The 22601-nt window shown below is 41.4% G+C and carries 18 protein-coding genes; 8 read left to right on the top strand and 10 right to left on the bottom strand.

Annotation, left to right across the window (positions count from 1 at the left end; all coding sequences use genetic code 11):
* Positions 1 to 92: 92 nt before the first annotated feature.
* The 6 genes from MusilaSJ_RS20760 to MusilaSJ_RS20735 all read right to left on the bottom strand — a co-directional run bounded on the left by MusilaSJ_RS20760 (position 93) and on the right by MusilaSJ_RS20735 (position 7670).
* Positions 93 to 1580 carry a SusD/RagB family nutrient-binding outer membrane lipoprotein gene (locus MusilaSJ_RS20760; RefSeq protein WP_274986735.1) on the bottom strand — a complete coding sequence of 496 codons (1488 nt, stop codon included), beginning with the start codon at positions 1578 to 1580 and terminating at the stop codon, positions 93 to 95.
* Positions 1581 to 1598: 18 nt separating this feature from the next.
* Positions 1599 to 4787: a SusC/RagA family TonB-linked outer membrane protein gene (locus tag MusilaSJ_RS20755; RefSeq protein ID WP_274986734.1), complete on the bottom strand. Its 3189-nt coding sequence runs from the start codon at positions 4785 to 4787 to the stop codon at positions 1599 to 1601.
* Positions 4788 to 5318: 531 nt separating this feature from the next.
* Entirely contained in the window at positions 5319 to 5600 is a 282-nt protein-coding gene (locus tag MusilaSJ_RS20750) for a cytochrome b5 domain-containing protein (RefSeq protein WP_274986733.1), read from the bottom strand.
* Positions 5600 to 6277 carry a lycopene cyclase domain-containing protein gene (locus MusilaSJ_RS20745; RefSeq protein ID WP_274986732.1) on the bottom strand — a complete coding sequence of 226 codons (678 nt, stop codon included), beginning with the start codon at positions 6275 to 6277 and terminating at the stop codon, positions 5600 to 5602. The genes MusilaSJ_RS20750 and MusilaSJ_RS20745 overlap by 1 nt, the downstream gene beginning before the upstream one ends.
* Positions 6274 to 6819, bottom strand: coding sequence for a hypothetical protein (locus MusilaSJ_RS20740; RefSeq protein WP_274986731.1), 546 nt, complete (start codon positions 6817 to 6819; stop codon positions 6274 to 6276). The genes MusilaSJ_RS20745 and MusilaSJ_RS20740 overlap by 4 nt, the downstream gene beginning before the upstream one ends.
* On the bottom strand, positions 6819 to 7670 hold the full coding sequence (locus MusilaSJ_RS20735) for a phytoene/squalene synthase family protein (protein ID WP_274986730.1): 852 nt from the start codon (positions 7668 to 7670) through the stop codon (positions 6819 to 6821). Before MusilaSJ_RS20735 ends, MusilaSJ_RS20740 begins: the two co-directional genes overlap by 1 nt.
* Before the next feature lie 81 nt (positions 7671 to 7751).
* Between MusilaSJ_RS20735 and MusilaSJ_RS20730 the strand changes: the two genes are divergently transcribed.
* Both MusilaSJ_RS20730 and MusilaSJ_RS20725 read left to right on the top strand, forming a co-directional pair.
* Positions 7752 to 9227, top strand: coding sequence for a bifunctional phytoene desaturase/3,4-desaturase (locus MusilaSJ_RS20730; protein ID WP_274986729.1), 1476 nt, complete (start codon positions 7752 to 7754; stop codon positions 9225 to 9227).
* Positions 9228 to 9320: 93 nt separating this feature from the next.
* Complete coding sequence (locus MusilaSJ_RS20725) at positions 9321 to 9929, top strand: type II toxin-antitoxin system RelB family anti-toxin (RefSeq protein ID WP_274986728.1); 609 nt, start codon at positions 9321 to 9323, stop codon at positions 9927 to 9929.
* Positions 9930 to 10015: 86 nt separating this feature from the next.
* Here MusilaSJ_RS20725 and MusilaSJ_RS20720 read toward each other — a convergent pair whose 3' ends face one another.
* Both MusilaSJ_RS20720 and murB read right to left on the bottom strand, forming a co-directional pair.
* Positions 10016 to 10552: an RNA polymerase sigma factor gene (locus MusilaSJ_RS20720; protein WP_090528721.1), complete on the bottom strand. Its 537-nt coding sequence runs from the start codon at positions 10550 to 10552 to the stop codon at positions 10016 to 10018.
* Between the two features lie 263 nt (positions 10553 to 10815).
* On the bottom strand, positions 10816 to 11835 hold the full coding sequence (gene murB, locus MusilaSJ_RS20715; protein ID WP_274986727.1) for a UDP-N-acetylmuramate dehydrogenase: 1020 nt from the start codon (positions 11833 to 11835) through the stop codon (positions 10816 to 10818).
* Positions 11836 to 12197: 362 nt separating this feature from the next.
* Between murB and MusilaSJ_RS20710 the strand changes: the two genes are divergently transcribed.
* From MusilaSJ_RS20710 to MusilaSJ_RS20690, 5 genes are all read left to right on the top strand, one after another.
* A complete protein-coding gene (locus MusilaSJ_RS20710; RefSeq protein ID WP_090528727.1) occupies positions 12198 to 12575 on the top strand; it encodes a BlaI/MecI/CopY family transcriptional regulator in 378 nt (125 codons plus the stop codon).
* 5 nt (positions 12576 to 12580) lie between these two features.
* Complete coding sequence (locus MusilaSJ_RS20705) at positions 12581 to 14581, top strand: M56 family metallopeptidase (protein ID WP_274986726.1); 2001 nt, start codon at positions 12581 to 12583, stop codon at positions 14579 to 14581.
* Between the two features lie 182 nt (positions 14582 to 14763).
* Positions 14764 to 16455: a DNA repair protein RecN gene (recN, locus tag MusilaSJ_RS20700; RefSeq protein WP_274986725.1), complete on the top strand. Its 1692-nt coding sequence runs from the start codon at positions 14764 to 14766 to the stop codon at positions 16453 to 16455.
* A 29-nt stretch (positions 16456 to 16484) separates the two neighbouring features.
* Complete coding sequence (locus MusilaSJ_RS20695) at positions 16485 to 17249, top strand: energy transducer TonB (RefSeq protein WP_274986724.1); 765 nt, start codon at positions 16485 to 16487, stop codon at positions 17247 to 17249.
* Between the two features lie 34 nt (positions 17250 to 17283).
* On the top strand, positions 17284 to 18096 hold the full coding sequence (locus MusilaSJ_RS20690) for an enoyl-ACP reductase FabI (protein ID WP_274986723.1): 813 nt from the start codon (positions 17284 to 17286) through the stop codon (positions 18094 to 18096).
* A gap of 71 nt (positions 18097 to 18167) precedes the next feature.
* On the opposite strand, the gene MusilaSJ_RS20685 is transcribed toward MusilaSJ_RS20690, so the two are convergent.
* Positions 18168 to 18554, bottom strand: a complete 387-nt coding sequence (locus tag MusilaSJ_RS20685; protein WP_274986722.1) for a hypothetical protein — start codon at positions 18552 to 18554, stop codon at positions 18168 to 18170.
* 148 nt (positions 18555 to 18702) lie between these two features.
* On the opposite strand from MusilaSJ_RS20685, the gene MusilaSJ_RS20680 reads away from it, so the two are divergent.
* Complete coding sequence (locus MusilaSJ_RS20680) at positions 18703 to 19812, top strand: carboxypeptidase-like regulatory domain-containing protein (RefSeq protein WP_274986721.1); 1110 nt, start codon at positions 18703 to 18705, stop codon at positions 19810 to 19812.
* Positions 19813 to 20044: 232 nt separating this feature from the next.
* Here the strand turns inward: MusilaSJ_RS20680 and MusilaSJ_RS20675 are convergent, their stop codons facing one another.
* Positions 20045 to 22579: an ATP-dependent Clp protease ATP-binding subunit gene (locus MusilaSJ_RS20675; RefSeq protein ID WP_274986720.1), complete on the bottom strand. Its 2535-nt coding sequence runs from the start codon at positions 22577 to 22579 to the stop codon at positions 20045 to 20047.
* Positions 22580 to 22601 lie beyond the last annotated feature (22 nt).

Here is a 22601-nt window from a genome sequence, read left to right as displayed (position 1 = left end):
CGTATAAAAGCTCCATTCTATAAAACACACATAACCAACAAAGGCCGCCAATGCAGCCTTTGTTATTAAATACTAAGGATCTTATCACGAAATTATTGTTTATCCCAATAAACCCTTGTATTTAACGCATCAGGGCCTTGACGGGCTATTACTGCATTATAATTGGTTAAGTTAAGATCGTGCTCGGTTTGAGGATATTGCTGCCTGCGCGGAATTCTCTGGCCCGGGCTTAATGACCCCGGAACCGGGTCAAGCAATTTAGGTAAGCCAGTGCGACGATATTCGGCCCATGACTCCCAACCGTCACCAAGGAAGTTAGCTATCCATTTTTGGGTGAGGATCTGGTCTAAAGCAGTACTGGCGTTAAATTTCACCGATGCCTGTCCAAGGTAAGTTGCCACATCAGCTGAACTGATGCCATTTTGCTCTAAAGATGCGGTTACGCCTTTATTATAGAAATCGGCGGCGGCGCCATCGCCACCTGGTATCCAGTTAAGATGGGCGGCTTCGGCTTGCATAAACAGCACCTGGGCGTATGAAGTCCACACAGATGGTGAACTGGCGTCAGACAACGCTGTACCTATTAAAGAAATATTACCCGGAGCATCTCTTGTACCTGCGCTATAATTACCTAAGGCATCGCCATAAGTGCCGTAAGGCAATCCAACAATGGTGTTAGATGCAGTTGGAGCAGCATAAACAGCAAGTCGTGGATCATTAAGCCCTTTCAGGGTAGTTACCAGCAATGAGCTAACAGCATAATCATAACGGTTACGGTAATTAGTAAAGTATGGATTCTCGTTAGTTTGTGCGCTGCTATATTTATAGGTAGCATTGTCATCATTTGACGTCATCAGGCCACCTGCAACAGCTTTGGCAAACTCTGTCTTCCCTGTAGCGGGGTCAACTTTCGAAAGCCTCAGCGCCATTATAGCGTGTAACGCATTGGCCCAATGTTTCCAGCGGATATTATTACCATTAAATAAAATATCACCTGTTAACGAGTTGGTAGTGCCCAGTTGGGCTTGCGCCTCATCCAGTTCTTTCATTAATGCGGTATACACATCTTTTTGTGCATCAAAAGCCGGCGAAAAGTTGCTTGCTCCACTCAAAGCCTGGGTATAAGGAATATCCCCCCACCTATCGGTCATGGTTAGATAAATAAACGCCGACAAGATCCTTGCAGAAGCTATCTGATCGTTATTGGTTCCAAATTTGGTGGTTGACGCCAGGTTTTTTTTAGCCGGATCACTATTGACATTGATTATTGTTTTCAAATCAAGCAACGGGCCCGTATAATAGGTTTGATAATCATATTGCTTTAAGGCAAACTGCGATTCGTTGGTGTAATATGTTTCCGAAATGTATTGCGAATACAGTTCGCCGGCAAAAGAGTTAATATTAGTTGTTGCACCGGCACCATTTATGCCGCCTAAAAACTGCAACGCACTGGTTAACATATAACCTGTTTGTACGTTAGGTGACTGATTGGGACTAACATTTATATCGCCACCAGTTTTACATGACGCCGCGATGAGGATAAATGCCCCTGCTATATATTTAATATATGACTTTTTCATAATTTATGAGAGCTTTTTTTAGAACGTTACCTTAAGGTTAAATCCGATATTGCGGGTGTTTGGCAACTGGCCACCTTCGTAAAACGAAGTTTGTAATTGTGATGGATCAACACCTTTTAGTTTAGAGTAGATCATCCATGGGTTTTGTGTGGTGATACCAAAATATGCTGTTTGGAATGGTAATCTTCCCAGCATTTTTTTAGGGAAAGAATAACCTAAACTAACCTCACGTAGTTTAACATACGATGCATCAAAAGTGTAGTTTTCCCAGATCTGACTTAAAACAGATTCATATAACTGACGGGTATTAACATACGTAGTATTTGGGCTACCATCTTCATGAACACCGGCAAACAGCGTACCACCACCTGCTGATACTGCATCACGTTTTGGATTGCCTTTAGCATTCAGGCCAACGGTTTGAATACCTAAACCTGATCCGTTGAGATTTTGCTGGGTAACTGAAACAAATTTACCGCCTTTTTGAAAATCGAGCGAGAAGGCGAGCACAAATCCTTTATAGTTAAATGCGTTGGTAAAACCACCTGTGTAGCTTGGCAACATGCTGCCCAGATTAACAGTATTGTTTACTATAGGATAGCCGTTTTCATCAACAACGATATTCCCTTTTGCATCGCGGGTAAAGCCTGAACCAATGATCTGGCCGTATGAACTACCTACAACACCGTTGATACCAAAGCTTGGGGAACCCACGAAACCGAATCCCCTTGAACCTGCCGCCTGGTTACCGCCAGATAAGCCGTATCCGCCTAAGCCGTCAGGAGATACCTGTAAGCTGTTGATGCCAGGGTATATGGATACAACTTTATTACGGTTAAATGAAATGTTGAAATCAGCGTTCCAGGTAAAATCTTTTGATTTTATCGGCGTACCGCCAAGGCTTACTTCAATACCGTGGTTTTTGATCTCACCGGCGTTAACTACTGCCGTTGAATAACCCGAAGTACCATTTACAGGTAAAGGTAGTATTTGATCTTTAGCATTGCGGGTATAGTAGTTAAAGTCAAATTTAACCCTATCTTTAATAAAATGCAGTTCTGTACCTATCTCATATGCTGTTGACAGTGTAGGTTTCAACGCCTGGTTTGGCAATGTATTAGGTACTGTTTGTACCGGAAAGCCACCGTAAGGTGTGGTGCTCAGGTTGTAAGTTTGATAAACCTGATATGGCTGGGTATCTGAGCCTATTTTGGCTGCTGATAACCTTAACTTACCAAAAGTTAACCAATCGTTTTTTGCCAACAGCTCAGTAAATACAAAGGAGCCCGATAAACCACCGTACCAGTATGAGTTGTTATTAACCGGCAGCGTTGATGAAATATCGTTGCGTGCGTTAAAATCAAGATATAAGAAATCCTTATAACCCAATGAAGTATAACCGTAGTAACTGTTCACGCGTGATAATGCATTGTAGCTGAATGATGAAGGAGCATCAATAGAGTTGCTCAGCGTGTACAGATCAGGCACAGCCAAACCACCATTGGTATTCCCACTGGTGTAACGATACCTGTCTTGTCTTGTTTCGGCATATAAACCCGCTTTTACAGACAAATCCCTGAAGTTATGGCTATATGACAAATTTGCCACATAATTATTTTCCTTATAGGTGTATTGACTCTGTGAATATGAGTCAACGTTAATTGTACCTGAACCTACCTGCGCGTTATCATCACGGTTTAAAAGATCTTCGCGTGCAATTAATGACAATGACAGATCTTTGGTAAACTGGTATGATGCAGTGATGTTGCCATAAATACGGTTGCTGTTTGACTTTGAAGTATTAACATAAGCCTCGGTATATGGATTGTCCCAATAGTGTGGCGCCAGGTTGTCAGGGCTTATGATATTCCATGAAGTATAAGTACCATCGGCTCTCCGGTAGTTCTTAAGTTTATCGATCTCGATATCCCTGTGAAACCACTGGCTGAATGAACCTGCTGTTTGAGTTCCGTAACCTTCGGCAGGTACATTATTTGAGTTTATTTGCGAAAAGTTAACATTGGCGCTTACTGTAAATTTCTTGGTTAACTTAAGTTCTCCATTTAAACCAACATTATTACGCTTTTGATCACTGTTAGGGGTAATACCAGTACGGTCAATGTTCGTGTACGATACCCTGAAGTTGTAATCATCTGCAGCTTTTGAAAATGCCGCATTGGTGTTATAGGTAACCCCGGTGCGATAAAAATCGCGCACGTTATTTGGCTGTGCAACAAATGGCTTTAACTTGCCAAAATCGAGATTTGACGGATCCCAGAAATACCATGGAGCGTACATTGTACCATCCAACTTAGGCCCCCAACTTTCGTCAACTCCGTAATCGTAAATTTTTACACCATTAAATTTGGCAAATGATGCGGGTGAACCATTAGCAGGATCATAGGTATAGGTTTTCCAGGTTGTGCTGGTACCACCGCCATATTCATTTTGATAGTCTGGCAGTTGATAAACTTTTTCAAAGGTGGTTGACTGGTTAATGGATACACCAACACCTTTGTTTGCACCTTTTTTAAGCGTGATAACCACCGCGCCTTCAGACGCGCGCTGACCGTAAAGTGCAGTAGCAGCAGGACCTTTCAATACCGAAAGAGATTCGATATCATCATTATTTACCGCATTAGGATCAGTAACAACACCATTTACCACATAAATTGGGTTACCACCCGATAATGAGTTGATACCCCGGATTCGGATAGTTGATGTACCAAATTTTGCACCCGAACCGCCTAAAACCTGTACACCCGCAATTTTACCTGCAAGGGCGGTGTTAAGGTCAGCTTGCTTGGTGACGGTAAGGTCATCGCCTTTTACCTGCTGAGCAGCGTAGCCCAATGATTTTTGCTGCCTTGAAATGCCTAAGGCGGTTACAATCACTTCGTTAAGTCCACGGGCTGATGCTTCTAAAACTACTTTAAGGTTCGCTGATGCACCAACTGGTACATCCTGTGTAGCATATCCAATAAAGCTGAATGATAAAATCGCGTTGTTAGGAACGTTAAGTGAGAATTTTCCGTCGACGGTGGTTTGGGTACCGGTAGTTGTCCCTTTTATCTTCACCGATACACCCGGCAGAGGAAGGCCGTCCTCCCTGGCTGTTACCGTACCGGTAACAGTGTGATTTTGCGCAAAAAGCTGTGTTACAGCAAATACGAAACTGCACAAAATTAGTAGTAGTCGTTTTTTCATAGAAAAAATTTAGCTAATAGTTAAGGAAGCAAACTTAATAGCCAATGACAAAATAAAACAAATAATGAATGTAATATTTCTTTTACATGAATTTTTTTAACCACAATGAAGGTTTTAGGAAATAAGCAACAAGAAATTACCTTTGCTGTCGTTAATACCATATGGCCGTTAGATCCGGCCGGTAATAAGTCAGTTAATATTGTTAATTATAAGTTAGGAAAATGCGCGAGGCATTTTCCTAACTTGTTTTATAAGCTCTTGTAAATCAAAACACAATAAAATTAACTGTCGCGAGAAATTCAAGAAAAAAACCACAACTTACTGTTCCTTAAAACCCCTTTTTATAACAATAAATTGTACCATGCATAGTCTGTTGAAAAAGGTATGGCAGGAAGGAAAAACCTTAATTTTTCCATACTTTTCAGCGAGAAACAACCACGTAACAATATATTTACATGATTTATCACAGAATATAGCCTATTAAACATAGTATTAAATGACACAGGAGTGACAGAAAAACGGCGTCACATATCAGAAACTGTTCAAATCTTTCTCTTCCTCCCCAATGGAGAGAGCCGGGGTGAGGCGACCTATCTTTACAAATTTCTCAAATACGGTTTCGGTATGTGGTGCGTCGGCAAGTTCATCTGTCAAATCCTGCCCGGCCCAATGCTCATAATGTTTCCCGTTTCGCCATAAGCGGCTTTCGGTTACATCATAAATATCACCTCTATAAGCCACCCAAATCTGGGGCTTATCCTGACCGTTGCGTAAGGCCAGTTGCGATTTAGTGTATATCGGCAACTCACTCATCAACTTAATTTTCGTTGTTTAAAATATTCAAAGAGGCCAATATTCATGAATAGTAGAGCCATCAGGTAAAAATGATCTTCAAACGGAATAGTTCCAATCCGCCTCCCGATGTTTTCGGCATCATTATAGAGCACAATTGGTATTGAGGTTAAAATGCCGTTTATTATATAAAAAGGCAAAAGCGACACAATATAAGCAAGGTAATAACGATTAACCCAATCGGAATTAAAAACGTATTGAATCAGCACCACAAGCAATGGCAATAAACCAAATGTAACCGCGGTGTAAAGCCGGTCATGATAAAATATCAGCATCAGGACGCTCAGCAATATTACCATACTGCTTATAATACTGGTAAGCCTGAAAGGCATCAGCCATTTAACATAGTGATTAAGGCAGGCGTAAATAAATATACAGGCAAACGGTACCGTTAAAAAGAATAGTATCTCCTCTAAGGGCAAACCAAAAAACTTAACACCTATGATGTAGGCCGGATTGAACGACCAAACACCTCTGATTGTAAAAAGCACGTCCCAAAACAAAAAAAACAAACTGGTAACCACCATGCCGGGCCATATAAATTTCCAGCTTTTGTAAAACTGCACCCTTTTATCAAACGAAAGCACAACGGGAAAAAATACCGTTAGCAGGTTGATTAATAAATAGGTGTATCTCACGCAAGTTCGGTTAAGTGTTTATTGAGCGCCAGGCTTTGAGCAGGAGTACATCTTTTGGAATGAAGGAGGAATTTGATAATCTGGATGGTCAATTCCTTATCGGCCGAGCCATAATTCTTTTTACCCAGCTGGGCTATGATATCGTCAGTATCCGCGGCGAGGTCTTTATTAAAACCCAAAATGGAAGGCACGTTATGTTCTACAGAAAAGCGCATGAACCTGATCTCGATATTATGCGGATCGTCAATTAATGCCTGCTTAAATACCTTTTCCGATCTGTTAAGATATTTCAATTTTAAATATGGGTTCCAGGCATGTTTGGCTTTTAAAGCAAGCAGGCCGCCTATGAAACCATTCACTATACCACTCTTTTCTTTGATACCATTAAGATTATTATACAACGAATCGGTGGTTTTGCTTTTGTCAATAGCAATAAGCATTTGCTTACGCAGTACTTTCAGATTGGGTTCTTCGGCTTTAGCCATTTGCAACCCGAATACCAATGCCAATATACTGGCTATTAAAAAGATCTTCCTGAACATTAAATAACATTTAACTTTTGCTGCAGAACAGCTTTGATGTACAAACTCATTTTACGCGCATCAGAAACCCTGATGCGTTTTTGTAGTATTACGTTAGCAGGTGTATAACTTATTTTTTTAAACAACTGCAGGTAGTAAATATAGGCAATATAAACCCCAAGCCTGGTACCGGCAGGCAGGCATTTTATCCCCTCGAAGGCTTCATCAAAATCGTGTTTAATTTCCGCCTCAATGGCAAGCTTATCCCGCTCGGTAAAATTATTGAAATCGACCCCCGGAAAGTATGAGCGCCCGCGTTCTGTATAATCTGCCTTAACATCCCGCAAAAAATTAATCTTTTGGAAAGCGGCCCCCAGGCTTCGCGCCTTGGGTACAAGAGCCTGGTATTGGGTGGCATCATTGGTAAAAACACGCAGGCACATCATGCCAATAACCTCTGCCGAACCATAGATATAAGCTTGGTAGCTATCCCTATCATAGGCTTTATTATCCAGGTCCATTTCCATTGATCGCAGAAAGGCCCTGATCAATTCATGGTCAATCTCAAACCTGTTAACTACCTGTTGAAAAGAATGAATCACAGGATTAGTGCTGATCCTTTCTCTGATAGCCTTGAAAGTCTCTTCCTCAAACCTGCTGATCAATTCCTGCTGGTCGTACCCATGAAAGGTGTCCACAATCTCATCGGCGTAGCGTACAAAGCCATAGATGGCATAAATGGGATAACGAAAACTTTTATCGAAAGTTTTAATGCCGAGGCTAAAGGAGGTGCTATATTTTTTAGTTATCAGTTTACTGCATTCAAAACAAGTTTCATCGTACAGGTTCATCATTGGCACTCGCGTGGTCATTTTTTCAAAAGTACAAATTCAAAGCGGTATTGTTTTTTATAGGCCTAAAACAATTTGTTTATCTTGGGCTTCACATTAAACATGAGCAGCAAGGATATTATTGTTATTGGTTCGGGCTTTGCTGGTTTATCGGCAGCCTGTGTTTTGGCTAAAGAAGGATATAAAGTTACCATACTGGAAAAAAATGACCAGCCTGGTGGCCGTGCCAGGGCCTGGGAGCAGGATGGTTTCAGGTTTGACATGGGGCCAAGCTGGTACTGGATGCCCGACGTATTTGAAAACTTTTTTGCACTGTTCGGCAAAAAAACTTCCGATTATTACCAGTTAAAAAGATTGGATCCCGGCTACCGTATTTATTACAGTAAAAATGAAATATTTGATGTCCCCGCGGACATGATTGAGCTTGAAGCCCTGTTTGAACAAGACGAACCTGGCAGTAGTAAAGCATTACAGGATTTCTTAAACCAGGCGGCATATAAATATAAAGTAGGCATGGGTGAGTACGTTTTCCGCCCCTCCCATTCCATCACCGAATTTATCGACTTTAACCTGATCAAAAAAAGCTTCAGCATGCAGCTGCTTACCAGTATGAGCAGCCATGTAAGCAAATATTTTAAAAACCCCAAACTAATTAAATTACTGGAGTTCCCAGTGTTATTTTTAGGAGCCACCCCGCAAAATACCCCGGCCATGTATAGCATGATGAACTATGCCGACCTTGCCCTGGGCACCTGGTATCCCATGGGTGGTATGAACGAAATAGTAAAAGCTATGGTAAGCCTGGCTACCGAACTGGGAGTTGAGATCAGGCTCAATACAGAGGTTACAAAAATCAACATAGAGGATAAACAGGTTGATAAAATCCAAACCAATAACGGCGTATTCACTGCCGATATGGTAATTGCAGGGGCAGATTATGAACATATTGACCAGCATTTAATCGAGAAACCGCATCGTAATTATACTGCTAAATACTGGGATAACCGGACGATGTCGCCATCGAGTTTATTGTTCTACATCGGCACTAACAAAAAAGTGCCAGGCATACAGCATCATAATCTATTTTTTGACGAAGATTTTGAGTTGCATGCCAAAGAGATCTATACTGCACCACAATGGCCTACCAGCCCGCTGTTTTATGTTTGCTGTAGTTCAAAAACGGACAGCACGGTTGCGTCCGAAAACGGGGAGAACCTGTTCTTCCTGATGCCCATAGCCCCGGGATTAAATGATGACGAAACCATCCGCGAAAAATATTTCACCCTGATGATGGACAGGTTTGCTCAGATTACCGGACATGACATAAGGGATTCGATTGTGGTGAAACGAAGCTATGCGCTTAATGATTTCAAGGTAGATTATCATTCATTTAAAGGCAATGCTTACGGGTTGGCAAATACACTTGCCCAAACTGCTTTTTTTAAACCCGCCATGCGGGCAAAACATGTCAAAAATCTGCTGTATACCGGGCAGCTTACCGTACCTGGGCCGGGTGTGCCGCCTGCTATTATTTCGGGACAGGTAGTAGCGAAGGAAGCTATGAAGAAGCTGGTGTAGTAGCAATAACAGCGATGTCGTAAACATGACGTAAACAAGTCGGCAATTAATATCTTTAGTCTGTTATACTTTTGTTCAGCAAAATATATCAATATGAAAACCTATAACCCCGGAAAAAAGATTAAGGAATTGCGCAACCGTAAAGGATTAAGCCAGGAAGAATTGGCTGAACAAGCCCAACTAAGTTTAAGAACCGTACAACGAATAGAAAACGATGAAACAGATGCAAGGGGCGATACACTTAAAAGACTGGCAACCGCGCTAAATATTACCCCTGAAGATTTAACAGAATTACCTTTCGAGCCGGCAGGAATTTTGAATTATGATAGCAGAAACTTCTTATTACAATTCAATTTATCAGCCCTAAGCTTCATTATATTCCCGATGTTAGGAATAGCATTGCCACTGGCCTTGTGGTTATCCAACAGGAAAAAAATAAAGGATATAGATAAACCTTGTAAACGGCTTATCAATTTTCAAATATCATGGTGTTTAGCTATCGTTTTAACAGCTATTGTTCTTTTTAACCACGAATTTTTTCATATTCCCTCATCTATATTGAACCTTGGCGCGGGCGAACTTATATTATTGAGTATGCCGTTGTTTTATGCTATAAACTTTATTTATATTGTTTTCAACAGCGTATTGATATATAACACCCGGCAAATATTTTATCAGCCAGCTGTACCTTTTTTAAGATAACATAACCCCATTAATAGCCTGAGCTAAAACAAGAAACCCGCCTCATGGGCGGGTTTCCTATATATATGATGGAGTTTAATTGAACATTAATTCTCTGCGTAAACGGGTTTGGCGATGCCGTTATCATATGCCTTAAGGTTTTTCTTGAGCAGTTTGCGTGCTACGTGTATGCGGGTTTTTACCGTACCGATCGGGATATCCAGGTGATCGGCAATTTCATGGTATTTATGACCTTCAAAGTACATAGTGAAGGGTACATAATAATCTTCAGGCAGCCTGTCTAAAGCTTTTTTAATATCATCCATAACAAATTTGGCTTCGCCCTGGTTTTTGGTTGAACTGAATACCAGGTTTGGTGATGAAATTTCATCACTCTTGGTAACAAAAGTGCTCATTTTAACAAAACGGCGATAGTTGTTGATGAATGTGTTTTTCATGATGGTATATAACCATCCTTTTAAATTGGTGCCTTCCTTAAACTTGTTGTAGTAAGTTATGGCCTTCAACATTGTATCCTGGACAAGGTCGTTAGCATCGTCTGCGTCGTGCGTGAAATGTAAAGCGTATGATCTTAAAGAAGTCGCCTGACGTAGTACAAGGGTGTTAAACTCAATCTTTGTCATTTTGTTAAAGTTTTGTGTTAACAATTAGACAAGCATGATGCCATTAAGCCAAAGTGTGTAGTAAAAAGTCCACATTTAAACATCGGTATTGAAACTTACCCATTGTGTAACATTCACACATTGATAACAAATACCATACTGAAAAACAGGACGTTATGAATTTTAACATTCGAGAATCAAACTTACTCAGGGAACATTTGTAACAGGAATGTTATTTAGAAGAAATTTTATTAAAAATGAAAATTCACTTTAAATAAACTTATTTAACTAATAATATTAACCTCACGTTGTAGTGTAACGCCAAATTTAGTGTACACACTGTCTATGATTTGCGACGAAAAGTTATACACTTCCTGTCCCGTAGCGCCTCCGTGGTTCACTAAAACCAGGGCCTGGTTTTTCCATGTTCCTGTGTGCCCCACGGTTTTTCCTTTCCATCCACATTGTTCAATGAGCCATCCGGCAGCCAGTTTTACGCCGCCATCAGCAGCAGGATAGTTTACCACATCAGGAAATTTAGCTTGCACCACAGCAAATTCTTCGGCACTGATCACCGGATTTTTAAAGAAGCTGCCCGCGTTTCCTATAGTTGACGGATCGGGTAATTTGGATACCCGGATATGCGCCACCACCTGCGATACATCTTTAATAGTAGGATTTGAGATACCCCTGTTTTGTAATTCTTGCTCAATAGCCCCATACCTGGTGTTAATGCTTGCCACCAGCGATAAGTGGAACTTTACAGACACTATAATATACTGTCCCTTCAGCTCGGCTTTAAAAATGCTTTCGCGGTAACCAAATTTACAATCCTCTTTGCTGAAAGTTCTGAATGTCCCTGTCGCTATTTCAAAAGCGCGGCAACTGTAAAATACATCTTTAAGCTCAACGCCATAGGCGCCTATATTTTGTATAGGCGATGCCCCTACCGAACCCGGGATCAGGCTCAGGTTTTCGATACCTGCATATTCATGGGCAACGCAATAATTAACCAGGTCATTCCATACCTCACCACCACCTGCTTCTACATAAACATCATCGTGACTGATGCGGTGCTCAATACCGCGGATATTTATGCGCACAACCAGTCCCTCAAAATCATCAACCATAAGCATATTGCTGCCGCCGCCAAGTACCAACCGCTCAGTTTGCAGCCATTGTGGGTCGGCAAACAATTCGGCAAGTTCATCTTCATGAGTAATTTCTACAAAGTAGCGGGCACGGGTATCAATACCAAACGTGTTAAAATTTTTGAGGGATACGTTTTCCTGTATTTGGAGCATGGTTGTTTTGATGTCGGATTTCGGATGTTCGATTTCGGAGTTTTTTATTTTCCGAATCTATTGAGTGCAAAAGTAACCAAAAGATAGTGATTTTGTCTGAACCGGGATTTGGGGGAATTTGTCTGGAACTCGAATTTGTAGAATTAAAGAATAAACAGAATGCCCGGCAAATTCGAGAAATTCTCAAAATTTGTTTAATTCGAGTTCAGAAAAAAATAACCAACCACCCACCTAATCAACCCAATCAACCACTCACCTCTTCCCCTCAACCGTTAAAATTTGTTAAATATTTTCAAAACCACTTGCAAATACGAAATCTATCGTAGATATTTGTACGAAGGAATTCGTAATAAGAGAGACAGATGGAAATTAAACCAACAGAAAGCGAACTTGAAATTTTACAGGTGATCTGGAAAAAGGGCCGGTGCACCGTACGTGAAGTTCATGAAGAGCTTGCTAAAAACAAGGATGCCGGCTACACCACTACTTTAAAATTGATGCAGATCATGCATGATAAAGGAATGGTTGAGCGCGACACCACTTCAAAAACCCATGTTTACAAGGCTTTATTCACAATGGAGCAGGCCCAAAGCAACGCTCTGGACAAAATCTTGTCTACTGTATTTAAAGGCTCCACTTCCGATCTGGTGATCCAGGCGCTTGGCCAGCACCGTGCATCAAAAGACGAGATTGACGCTATTAAAAATTTTTTGAATCAATTTGATCAGGACAAAAAATAAACGTGATGGAAAATTTATTCTATAATATAAGCCAGGTGTTGGGCGTAACCATTCTGCAATCGTTATGGCAGGGTTTGTTAGTATGGTTTGCCTTAAGGTTAGTGTTTATTTGCAGGCCGCAGTTATCGGCCATTAAAAAGCACAATTGGGCCATGGGCGCCATGCTTGCCATAAGCGCCTGGTTTATATACACGTTTATCCATCAGTTCAGGCTGCATGAGTGGATCAATTATACATCCGCCAATGCACCATCTTTATTACCACGTTTCTACCTGCCGCTGCATGAAGTAGCAGCCAGACCGCAAAATAGTTATTACGAATACGTTATAAAAGGCTATCTGCCTTATATATCGGCCCTTTACTTTGCTGGTTTGGTATTTAACCTGCTTAAAGTGAGCTTAAGCTGGCAAAGGATCAGCCTGATAAAACGTACCATGGTACCTGCCGACAGGCTGCAGGACTTTGCTGATGAGCTTTGCCAAAAGCTGGGTATTGCTAAAAATGTGTGGGTGAACTTTAGCCGTATGGTTGATGCCCCTTGTATGATAGGCTTTTTAAGCCCTATTATTTTGTTGCCGATAACCCTTACTACGTACTTATCGGCTACCGAAGTTGAAGCCATTTTACTACATGAGCTATCCCATATTAAACGTAACGATTACCTGCTGAACCTGGTGCAGCAATTTGTTTCCATACTGTTATTCTTCAATCCCTTTGCCCAATTAATTAATCGAATCATTAACCAGGAGCGCGAAAACAGCTGCGATGATCTGGTTGTGGCAACAACACAACAACCTTTGATCTATGCACATGCGCTTCTTAAACTGGAGCAAACCAGGCAGCAGCATTTACAGCTGGCCCTGGCTGCTAACGGCAAAAAATATCATTTATTAAACAGAATTGAACGCATCATGAAAACAAAGAAACCTATAGGCAATATCCGCCACCTGCTTGTGGCCATTGCTATAATGACTGCCTGCGTTAGCAGCATTGCCTGGCTAAACCCCACTATAAAAGATGGCAAGCTAACCGTTAAAAAGGTTACTGCCCCTGCCGCCTTACACGCCATATTTGTGGAAGATACCATACGTAAGGCGGCTCCTAAAACTAAAAAGCCCGTAACCTATAAAAAGAAAACCCAGGCCGAAATAGTTAGAGCTAAACAACGCCATGATAATTTTGACTATAGCGGCTTTAACGACCCTGATCTTGAAAAACTAAGCGCCGAAGTAAACAAACAAGGCGAGCTGATTGGTAAATACTACAACAGCAATGATTTCAAAAAGCAACAGGAAATGCTTGAAGCTAAAAGCAAAGCCCTGCAGGCCTATTATAATACTGAAGGCATGGAAAAAATGAAGCTGGAAATGCAAAAAATGGGCGAAGATTTTCAAAAGGAGTATGGCGAAACTTCCGAATCTAAAAAAACCAGCGAACAGATGGGTGAGATAGGCCGCAAGATCGGTGCTTATTACAGCAGTCCTGAGTTTAAAAAAATGAACGAAGAGCTGGAGAAAAAGTATGGCATTCCGCATAACCGCGGCTATAATAGCTATAATGACGACAGAGATCCTAATTACAAAAAGTACCAGGACGAGCTGCAAAGCAAGATCCCAGCTGATGTGAAGGCGCAAACAGAGCAGTTGAAAAACCTGGGCCAAAAAATCCGCAGCCGCTATGATTCGCCAGAATTCATCGCTAAAAGAAACCGCATGCAGGCTATGGGCGATAGCATCAGGATGGCCTACAACAATCCCGACATGAAAAAACTACAGGAGGATATGAGGGACATTGGCCGGCAAATGCGCGGCTTCCAGGATAGCCCTGAAATTAGAGCGGCACAACAACGGCTTAAAGAAGCCAGCAAAAAACTGCGGGACTATATGAAAAGCCCGGCGTTTAAACAAAAAATGAAACTGTACCGCGATAAAATGGATAAAGACTTTGATTACAAGTTTGACACCGACGATAAAGAGGAAATCAAAGCCGATAGCGCTACAAATTGATACTAAGTCAGAAGTCTTAAGCCGAGAGTCTCAAGTCCAGCTTCGATTTTGAACTTCGGACTTGAGACATTTGACTCACCCCAACTGGAGACTAAATAAATTAGCAATTAGCATTAAAAATCTTTTTTAAAGAACCTTAATTTGTAATTTAGTGTCCTCAATAAAATGAGGACACTTTTTTTATGCTTCAAAAGCTAACCATTAATAATTACGCGCTTATCGATAACCTGGAGATAGGTTTTGATAGCGGCCTGAACATATTAACCGGCGAAACCGGTGCAGGTAAATCGATCATATTGGGTGCCCTTTCACTTATTTTAGGACAGCGGGCCGAAAGTAAATACTTTTTCAACCAGCAGAAAAAATGCGTTATTGAGGGCACTTTCAAAATCAGCGGCTTTCATTTGGCCGATTTCTTTGAAGAGAACGATCTCGATTACGAAACGGAGACCGTGCTGCGCAGGGAGATCTCGGCCGATGGTAAATCTCGTGCTTTTGTGAACGATACCCCGGTTAACCTAACAGCGCTGAAACAACTTGGCGAAAAGCTGATCGATATCCATTCCCAACATGCTACACTGGAGATCAATGATCCGGATTTTCAACTGTTAGTGATTGACTCGGTCGCCCGTCATTCGGATCTGCTGTTTGATTATCAAACTAAATTTCGTGCCTACAAAAAATCATTAAGCAAGCTTAACCAGTTAATTGCCGAAAGCGATAAAGCAAAAGCCGACCTGGATTATTTCCAGTTTCAGTTTGACGAGTTGGAAAAAGGTGCATTGGTTGCTGATGAACAGGAACATTTGGAACTGGAACTAAACACGCTTAACAATGCCGAAGAAATTAAACGTAACCTTTTAGGCGCTAACTATCTGTTACAGGATGGTGAAGCCGCAGCATTAGCCCAGCTAAAAGAAGCAGGGCAGGCCTTGGTTTCGATAGAAAAATACAACCCCGCTGTGGCTGAACTGCACCAGCGAATCAACAGCGTCGTTATTGAACTGAAAGATATCGCTGCTGAAATTGACGCGCTCGAACAGCATACTTTTATCGATGAAGCCCGTGCCGAAGAGGTGAGCACCCGCCTGAGCATGATCTACAACTTACAAAAAAAACATAGGGTAAATACCAATGCCGAGTTATTGGAAATCCAGGAAGATCTGTCTGAAAAAATTCAGCAAGCTTTATTCAGCGACGATGCCATCGAAAAACTTCAAAAACAAATAGCTGCCGATAAAGTCGAACTGGAAAAACTGGCGGCACAATTATCGGCAAACAGACAAAAGGCAATTCCTGATATTGAGAAACAGGTGCTGGCTACACTGGCGGAGATGGGTATGGGTAACTCGAGTTTGAAGATTGAGCAACTCTCGCCCCCCCCGCCCCCTAAAGGGGGTGCTGATAGTCCTAAAGCCATGCTTACGGCTACCGGGATCGACAACATTAAATTTTTATTTTCGGCTAATAAGGGGCATGCTTTGGCCGAGATGAGCAAGGTGGCCTCTGGCGGCGAACTTTCGAGGTTGATGCTGAGTATTAAATCTATCGTGGCACAATACTCGGCCTTGCCTACCATTATTTTTGATGAGATCGACACCGGTGTATCAGGCGAGGTTGCCAATAAGGTTGGGCAGATCATGGAACGATTATCGCAAAACCTGCAGGTAATTACCATTACCCATTTGCCGCAAATTGCCAGCAAAGGCCAAAGCCATTATTTTGTTTACAAAGATGATAGCGAGGCTGCTACATTTACGCGTATTAAACAATTAAGTAATGACGAACGGATATTGGAAATTGCCAAAATGCTAAGCGGGGATAAGCCGGGTGAGAGTGCTTTGCAAAATGCAAGGGAACTGTTGAGCGTTTAGTCAAGTGATTACATATAACCTAAACCGTGATGAGAACATTTTTATGCGCGATACTACTGCTGGTTTCGATCAATTTATCGGCTCAAAAAAGCAAACCCGATACGGTTATTAAGCGTGACACTATTAACCTGCGTGGGTATATTTACGACAACATGCGTAAACCCATCAGGCACATCGGTATACAATCAACAAACACCTGGATGGAAGCACCTTCATGGCACGTGGGCGCTATGACCGATACTACCGGTTATTTTGAATTAAAAGGGGCAAAGTTTAATGATACGCTAACTTTTGAAGAAAGTGTGTTATATAATGCCGTCCCGGTTTATAATAAAGGTAGCAGGTATATGATCATTTACCTGGCTTCGTTACCTCCGATAGATATAACTGCTCAAAACCCTATAGCTATTACCGCTGTTCGTAAACACAAAAAAGTGACACCGATATTTAACGTAACTTACAGTACTGCTAATATTGATAAATTTAGCTTTCAAGCACCCCCAAAATTTGAAGGCGGAAACGGGCACTTTACTGAACTGATAAAACAGCAGCTACATTACCCACCCAAAGCTATCGACAATAATATTGAGGGTACTGTAACCGTAGCTTTCCAGGTTGAAAGAGACGGCTTCCCTGTTAATTTTAAAGTATTGAAAGGTATAGGTTACGGCTGCGAGGAAGTGCTGATCAACATTATCAAATCCCTCCCCCACTGGCGACCGGCGATTGAAAATGGGAGACCGGTGGCGGTGCCTCAAACTGTTTCGGTTGAATTTAAACTAACTGATAAATAATTATAACTTTGCTTCAATTATAAAAACTTAACAAATGGCTTATAATTTATTAAAAGGCAAAAAAGGCATCATATTCGGTGCACTAAATGAGCAATCAATAGCCTGGAAAGTAGCGCAACGCGCTGTACAGGAAGGTGCTGAAATTGTATTATCAAATGCCCCTATTGCTTTACGCATGGGCGAACTCAATAAACTGGCCGAAGAATGCAATGCGCCGGTTATTGGTGCCGATGTTACTGTTGGCGACGATCTAAACAATTTGTTCACCAAAACACTTGAGCATTTTGGCGGTAAGGTTGACTTCGTCCTGCACTCAATAGGTATGAGCGTTAACGTACGCAAAAACATCCCGTATTACGAAAACAACTATGAATTTACCCACAAAGGTTTCGATATATCTGCATTAAGCCTTCATCGCATTTTACGAGCTGCGATGAAACATGATGCCATTAACGAATGGGGTTCTGTAGTGGCATTAAGCTACATCGCAGCTCAGCGTTACTTCCCTGGTTATAATGATATGGCCGATAATAAAGCGGTATTGGAAAGTATTGCACGTAACTTTGGTTACGAGTACGGCATGGCTAAAAAAGTGCGTGTTAACACTATTTCTCAGTCGCCAACCCGCACTACTGCAGGTTCGGGCGTAAAAGGCTTTGACGGTTTCATTGAATTTGCTGAAAAGATGAGCCCGCTGGGTAATGCTGATGCTGATCAGTGCGCTGATTACTGCGTAACCCTGTTCAGCGATCTGACTAAAATGGTTACCATGCAAAACCTCTATCACGATGGGGGGTTCTCATTCACAGGTGTAACCCAGGCGGTTATTGACCAGATGGCCAAATAATTACAATATTACTGATAAATAAAAAGGGAGCTTTGCATAATACAAACCTCCCTTTTTTAAGTTGAATTAAATTACGGTACCAAAACTATTTTTAGTTTTAATGGCCCGGGGATACCTGCCCCTGTAGGTACGCTTCCATCGGAGTTTTGAGCATCAATGTATAGCTTGCCTGTTTCATATACAAACCTGTAACTTATCCCCCCATATACATCCGGTAGTTGTTCATAGGTACCATTATCCTCCAAATACACCAAAACAGCACCGTGATTGTTATAGTAGTCAGTAATTTCGGGTACATTTAAAGTTGTGGTATAGCCGTTAATACTATTGTCGAGCACAAAATTTGGAGTGGTATCAAAAATAGTAGTGGCGCTTGGGCTGGTAGTTACATACTCTTTTTTACACGATGTTGCAGCAAGTACAATAGTGCAGCAAATTAAAGTCAAGATTTTTTTCATAAAGTATTGCGTTAGTTATTATAACTGTATGAACAAAAATTTGTTCGAAGGTTTAAACGTTTTTTAAATTATTTTATTTCGATCTTAATTTCTGATAATTTTTCACGCTGTCGCATTAATAAACTAAAATTTTAGTTTAATTTTAACCATGCGTAAGTCCTTGTTGCTTTTATTGTTACTGATACCTGCGTACTGTATGGCCCAGGTAAAAATTACCGGCAAAGTGATTAACATGACCGATACCAAACCTGTGCCTAATGCCAGCGTATTTTTAAATAACGCCCAGGTAGGCAATAAAACAGCCGATGACGGCACTTTCACTCTCAACAATGTAAAGCCCGGCAAGTATGATTTCATTATATCTATAGTAGGTTATGAAACCTACACCTATAGTTTGCAGGCGGGCAGTACCAATATCAACCTGGGTACCATCAGCATTATCCCAAAAACTTTTCAGCTAAATGAAGTAAAGATAAGGCCGGATCCTAACCGTGAAAAATATTATGCTATTTTCAGACAGCAGTTCTTAGGCAATTCGGAAAATGCCGCCAAATGTAAAATCCTGAATTCAGATGTACTTGATTTTGATTACGATAATGTTACCCATGTCTTAAAAGCATCTTCACACGATTTTTTAGAAATTGAAAACAAAGCTTTGGGTTACCGTATCCGTTACAAGCTAACCAACTTTAATTACAATCCCTCAATTGCTATATTATATTATGAAGGAATCTCTACTTTCGAAGATCTGAAGGGAACTGAAAACCAAAAAAACAAATGGCGTAAGCAACGGCAGTTGGCCTATCTTGGTTCGAGCATGCATTTTTACCGGGCAGCAATCAAAGATAGTCTTACAGAAGAAAACTTTGTTGTGATGCGCCTAATCCGTAAACCTAATCCCAATTATCACGGCGGACCAAATAATAAATACCTGCAAAGCCTTGTCAATAAACCTTTAGAAAGGACCGACTTTTTTAAACTTACCGATCAGGAAGGTTTATTTGCCATAGGCTATACGGATTGCCTGTATGTTATGTATACGAAAAAGGCGCAAGATCCGTCCAACAATTCATTCCAGGCATTCAATATGCCTAATAATGCTACAACCATTGTCTCCTTCGATGAGCCGCATGCTTTTTTTGACAATAACGGAATTATTGCCACTCCACATGCTATCGTATATGAAGGAGATTGGGGCATCAGCCGCGTTGCCGAAATGTTGCCGGTTGATTATGAGCCGGTGGTGGATAAGAAATGAGTCTGAATCAGAATTTTCAGAATTAAAAGATTTACAGAATATTGTCTGAACTCGAATTAAACAAATTAAGTGAATTATCAGAATGAAAAGGCAATTAAATAAATTCAAAAATTTCGAGTTCAGACAAAAATCCCGATTAATCCGAAAAATCCAATAAAATCCCAGTTCAGACAAACAAAAAACCCCGTTCCAAAAGAAACGGGGTTTTAATATTACTTACAATACTGCAAAATTACTTTTGCTCTTCCTGTTCGGGTTTTTTGCTTTCGCCTTTCCTGTCGGTAATTTTGATCTCTTTGGTTTCGGTATCAAAATCAACTACCATTACGTCGCCTTCGGCTAATTCACCTTTAAGGATCTCTTCGGCAATAGGGTCTTCCAGGTATTTCTGGATGGCGCGTTTAAGCGGTCTTGCCCCAAATTGCGAATCGTAACCTTTATCGGCAATAAACTCTTTGGCAGCTTCGGTAAGCTCAATTTTGAAACCTAAGCCATTTACACGGCTAAACAGGTAAGCAAGCTCGATATCGATGATCTTGAAGATCTCTTCTTTACCTAATGAGTTAAATACGATAACATCATCAATACGGTTCAGGAACTCAGGTGCAAAAGCACGTTTCAAAGCGTTTTCGATAACACCGCGTGAGTGGCTTTCGGCCTGTAAAGTTTTAGCATTGGTGCTGAAACCTACACCCTGACCAAAGTCTTTCAACTGACGGGCACCGATGTTTGATGTCATGATGATGATGGTATTCCTGAAATCAACCTTGCGGCCTAATGAATCAGTCAACTGACCTTCATCCAACACCTGCAACAGGATATTGAATACGTCAGGGTGAGCTTTTTCAATCTCATCCAACAATACTACAGCATAAGGTTTACGACGAACTTTTTCAGTTAACTGACCACCTTCTTCGTAACCAACGTAGCCCGGAGGCGCGCCCACTAAACGGGATACCGCGAATTTCTCCATGTACTCGCTCATATCAATCTGGATCAAAGCATCCTCAGTGTCAAACATAAAGCGGGCAAGCTCTTTGGCAAGCTCGGTTTTACCAACACCGGTAGGACCTAAGAATATGAATGAACCAATAGGTTTTTTAGGATCTTTCAAACCTGCACGGGTACGTTGTATAGCACGGGTAAGCTTTTTGATAGCTTCATCCTGACCAATGATCTTGCTGGCAACAGTATCGCTCATGTGCAACAGTTTCTGACTGTCGGCCTGGCCTACACGTTGTACAGGGATGCCAGTCATCATGGATACTACTTCGGCAACATTATCTTCGGTTACAGTGTAACGTTTTGATTTTGTTTCGGCTTCCCAAACAGCTTTTGCCTGGTCAAGTTCAACTAACAAATTCTTTTCGGTATCACGTAGCTGAGCAGCTTCCTCATATTTCTGGCTGCGAACAACTTTGTTTTTCTCAATCTTGATCTGCTCTATCTTTTGCTCAATATCTAAAATGTTTTGAGGCACGTGGATATTGGTTAAATGAACACGTGAACCGGCTTCATCAAGCGCGTCGATAGCCTTGTCCGGTAAAAACCTGTCGGTGATGTAACGGGTGGTTAAGTTAACGCAAGCATTGATAGCTTCAGGAGTATAAGTAACACCGTGGTGTTCTTCATATTTATCCTTAATGCGGTTCAGTATCTCGATAGTTTCAGTCGGTGTAGCCGGCTCAACCATTACTTTCTGGAAACGACGGTCCAAAGCACCATCTTTTTCAATGTACTGGCGGTATTCATCTAAAGTGGTTGCGCCAATGCATTGTATCTCTCCCCTCGCCAAAGCTGGTTTAAACATATTTGATGCATCAAGCGAACCTGAAGCACCACCAGCACCTACAATAGTATGGATCTCGTCAATAAATAAAATTACATCAGGTGATTTTTCCAATTCGTTCATTACCGCTTTCATACGCTCTTCAAACTGGCCGCGGTATTTGGTACCGGCAACCAATGAGGCTAAATCAAGTGTAACTACACGCTTATTGAACAATACACGTGATACTTTGCGCTGAACAATGCGTAATGCAAGGCCTTCGGCAATGGCCGATTTACCTACGCCCGGTTCACCTATTAGTATAGGATTGTTCTTTTTACGGCGCGATAGAATCTGTGATACCCTTTCGATCTCTTTTTCACGACCAACAATAGGGTCAAGCTTGCCATCTTCGGCGGCGCGGGTTAAATCGCGGCCAAAGTTATCAAGCACCGGTGTTTTTGATTTAATGTCAGATACTTTTTTAGGCTGGCTAAATGACTCTTCTTCTTTAAAATCATCGTCGCCGCCTGTAGGTGATCCCGGCATTTCGTCAGTAACATCATTTTTATGTGATTCAACTTCCCCTTTAAATACCTCGTAGTTTACGTTAAACTGTACCAGGATCTGTGAGGCAATGTTGTCTTCATCGCGAAGGATAGACAGCAGCAGGTGCTCTGTACCAATCACATCGCTTTTAAATATTTTGGCTTCCAGATAAGTTATCTTCAATACCTTCTCGGCCTGTTTTGTTAACGGGATGCTACCGATATGTACGTTTGTTCCAATAGTTCCCTTTACTGCATCCTCAACGGCGCGGCGAAGTTTTGCGGTATCAACGTTCAATCCCTTCAGCAATTTAATTGCTACACCATCCCCATCGCGGATAAGCCCAAGCAAAAGATGTTCAGTACCAATATAGTCATGCCCAAGGCGTAATGCCTCTTCCCTGCTATATTGAATAACATCCTTTACCCTCGGCGAAAATTTAGCTTCCATATATACCTTTCTAATTATTGAA

It is taken from the genome of Mucilaginibacter sp. SJ (assembly GCF_028993635.1).
Classification (GTDB): domain Bacteria; phylum Bacteroidota; class Bacteroidia; order Sphingobacteriales; family Sphingobacteriaceae; genus Mucilaginibacter.
This window is presented reverse-complemented; position numbering and strand designations above follow the sequence as displayed.

Bases quoted from the DNA above. Each gene is read 5' to 3' on its own strand.
- MusilaSJ_RS20760 (WP_274986735.1), bottom strand. From the start codon at position 1,580: ATGAAAAAGTCATATATTAAATATATAGCAGGGGCATTTATCCTCATC.
- MusilaSJ_RS20755 (WP_274986734.1), bottom strand. From the start codon at position 4,787: ATGAAAAAACGACTACTACTAATTTTGTGCAGTTTCGTATTTGCTGTA.
- MusilaSJ_RS20750 (WP_274986733.1), bottom strand. From the start codon at position 5,600: ATGAGTGAGTTGCCGATATACACTAAATCGCAACTGGCCTTACGCAAC.
- MusilaSJ_RS20740 (WP_274986731.1), bottom strand. From the start codon at position 6,819: ATGTTCAGGAAGATCTTTTTAATAGCCAGTATATTGGCATTGGTATTC.
- MusilaSJ_RS20735 (WP_274986730.1), bottom strand. From the start codon at position 7,670: ATGACCACGCGAGTGCCAATGATGAACCTGTACGATGAAACTTGTTTT.
- MusilaSJ_RS20730 (WP_274986729.1), top strand. From the start codon at position 7,752: ATGAGCAGCAAGGATATTATTGTTATTGGTTCGGGCTTTGCTGGTTTA.
- MusilaSJ_RS20725 (WP_274986728.1), top strand. From the start codon at position 9,321: ATGAAAACCTATAACCCCGGAAAAAAGATTAAGGAATTGCGCAACCGT.
- MusilaSJ_RS20720 (WP_090528721.1), bottom strand. From the start codon at position 10,552: ATGACAAAGATTGAGTTTAACACCCTTGTACTACGTCAGGCGACTTCT.
- murB (WP_274986727.1), bottom strand. From the start codon at position 11,835: ATGCTCCAAATACAGGAAAACGTATCCCTCAAAAATTTTAACACGTTT.
- MusilaSJ_RS20710 (WP_090528727.1), top strand. From the start codon at position 12,198: ATGGAAATTAAACCAACAGAAAGCGAACTTGAAATTTTACAGGTGATC.
- MusilaSJ_RS20705 (WP_274986726.1), top strand. From the start codon at position 12,581: ATGGAAAATTTATTCTATAATATAAGCCAGGTGTTGGGCGTAACCATT.
- recN (WP_274986725.1), top strand. From the start codon at position 14,764: ATGCTTCAAAAGCTAACCATTAATAATTACGCGCTTATCGATAACCTG.
- MusilaSJ_RS20695 (WP_274986724.1), top strand. From the start codon at position 16,485: ATGAGAACATTTTTATGCGCGATACTACTGCTGGTTTCGATCAATTTA.
- MusilaSJ_RS20690 (WP_274986723.1), top strand. From the start codon at position 17,284: ATGGCTTATAATTTATTAAAAGGCAAAAAAGGCATCATATTCGGTGCA.
- MusilaSJ_RS20685 (WP_274986722.1), bottom strand. From the start codon at position 18,554: ATGAAAAAAATCTTGACTTTAATTTGCTGCACTATTGTACTTGCTGCA.
- MusilaSJ_RS20680 (WP_274986721.1), top strand. From the start codon at position 18,703: ATGCGTAAGTCCTTGTTGCTTTTATTGTTACTGATACCTGCGTACTGT.
- MusilaSJ_RS20675 (WP_274986720.1), bottom strand. From the start codon at position 22,579: ATGGAAGCTAAATTTTCGCCGAGGGTAAAGGATGTTATTCAATATAGC.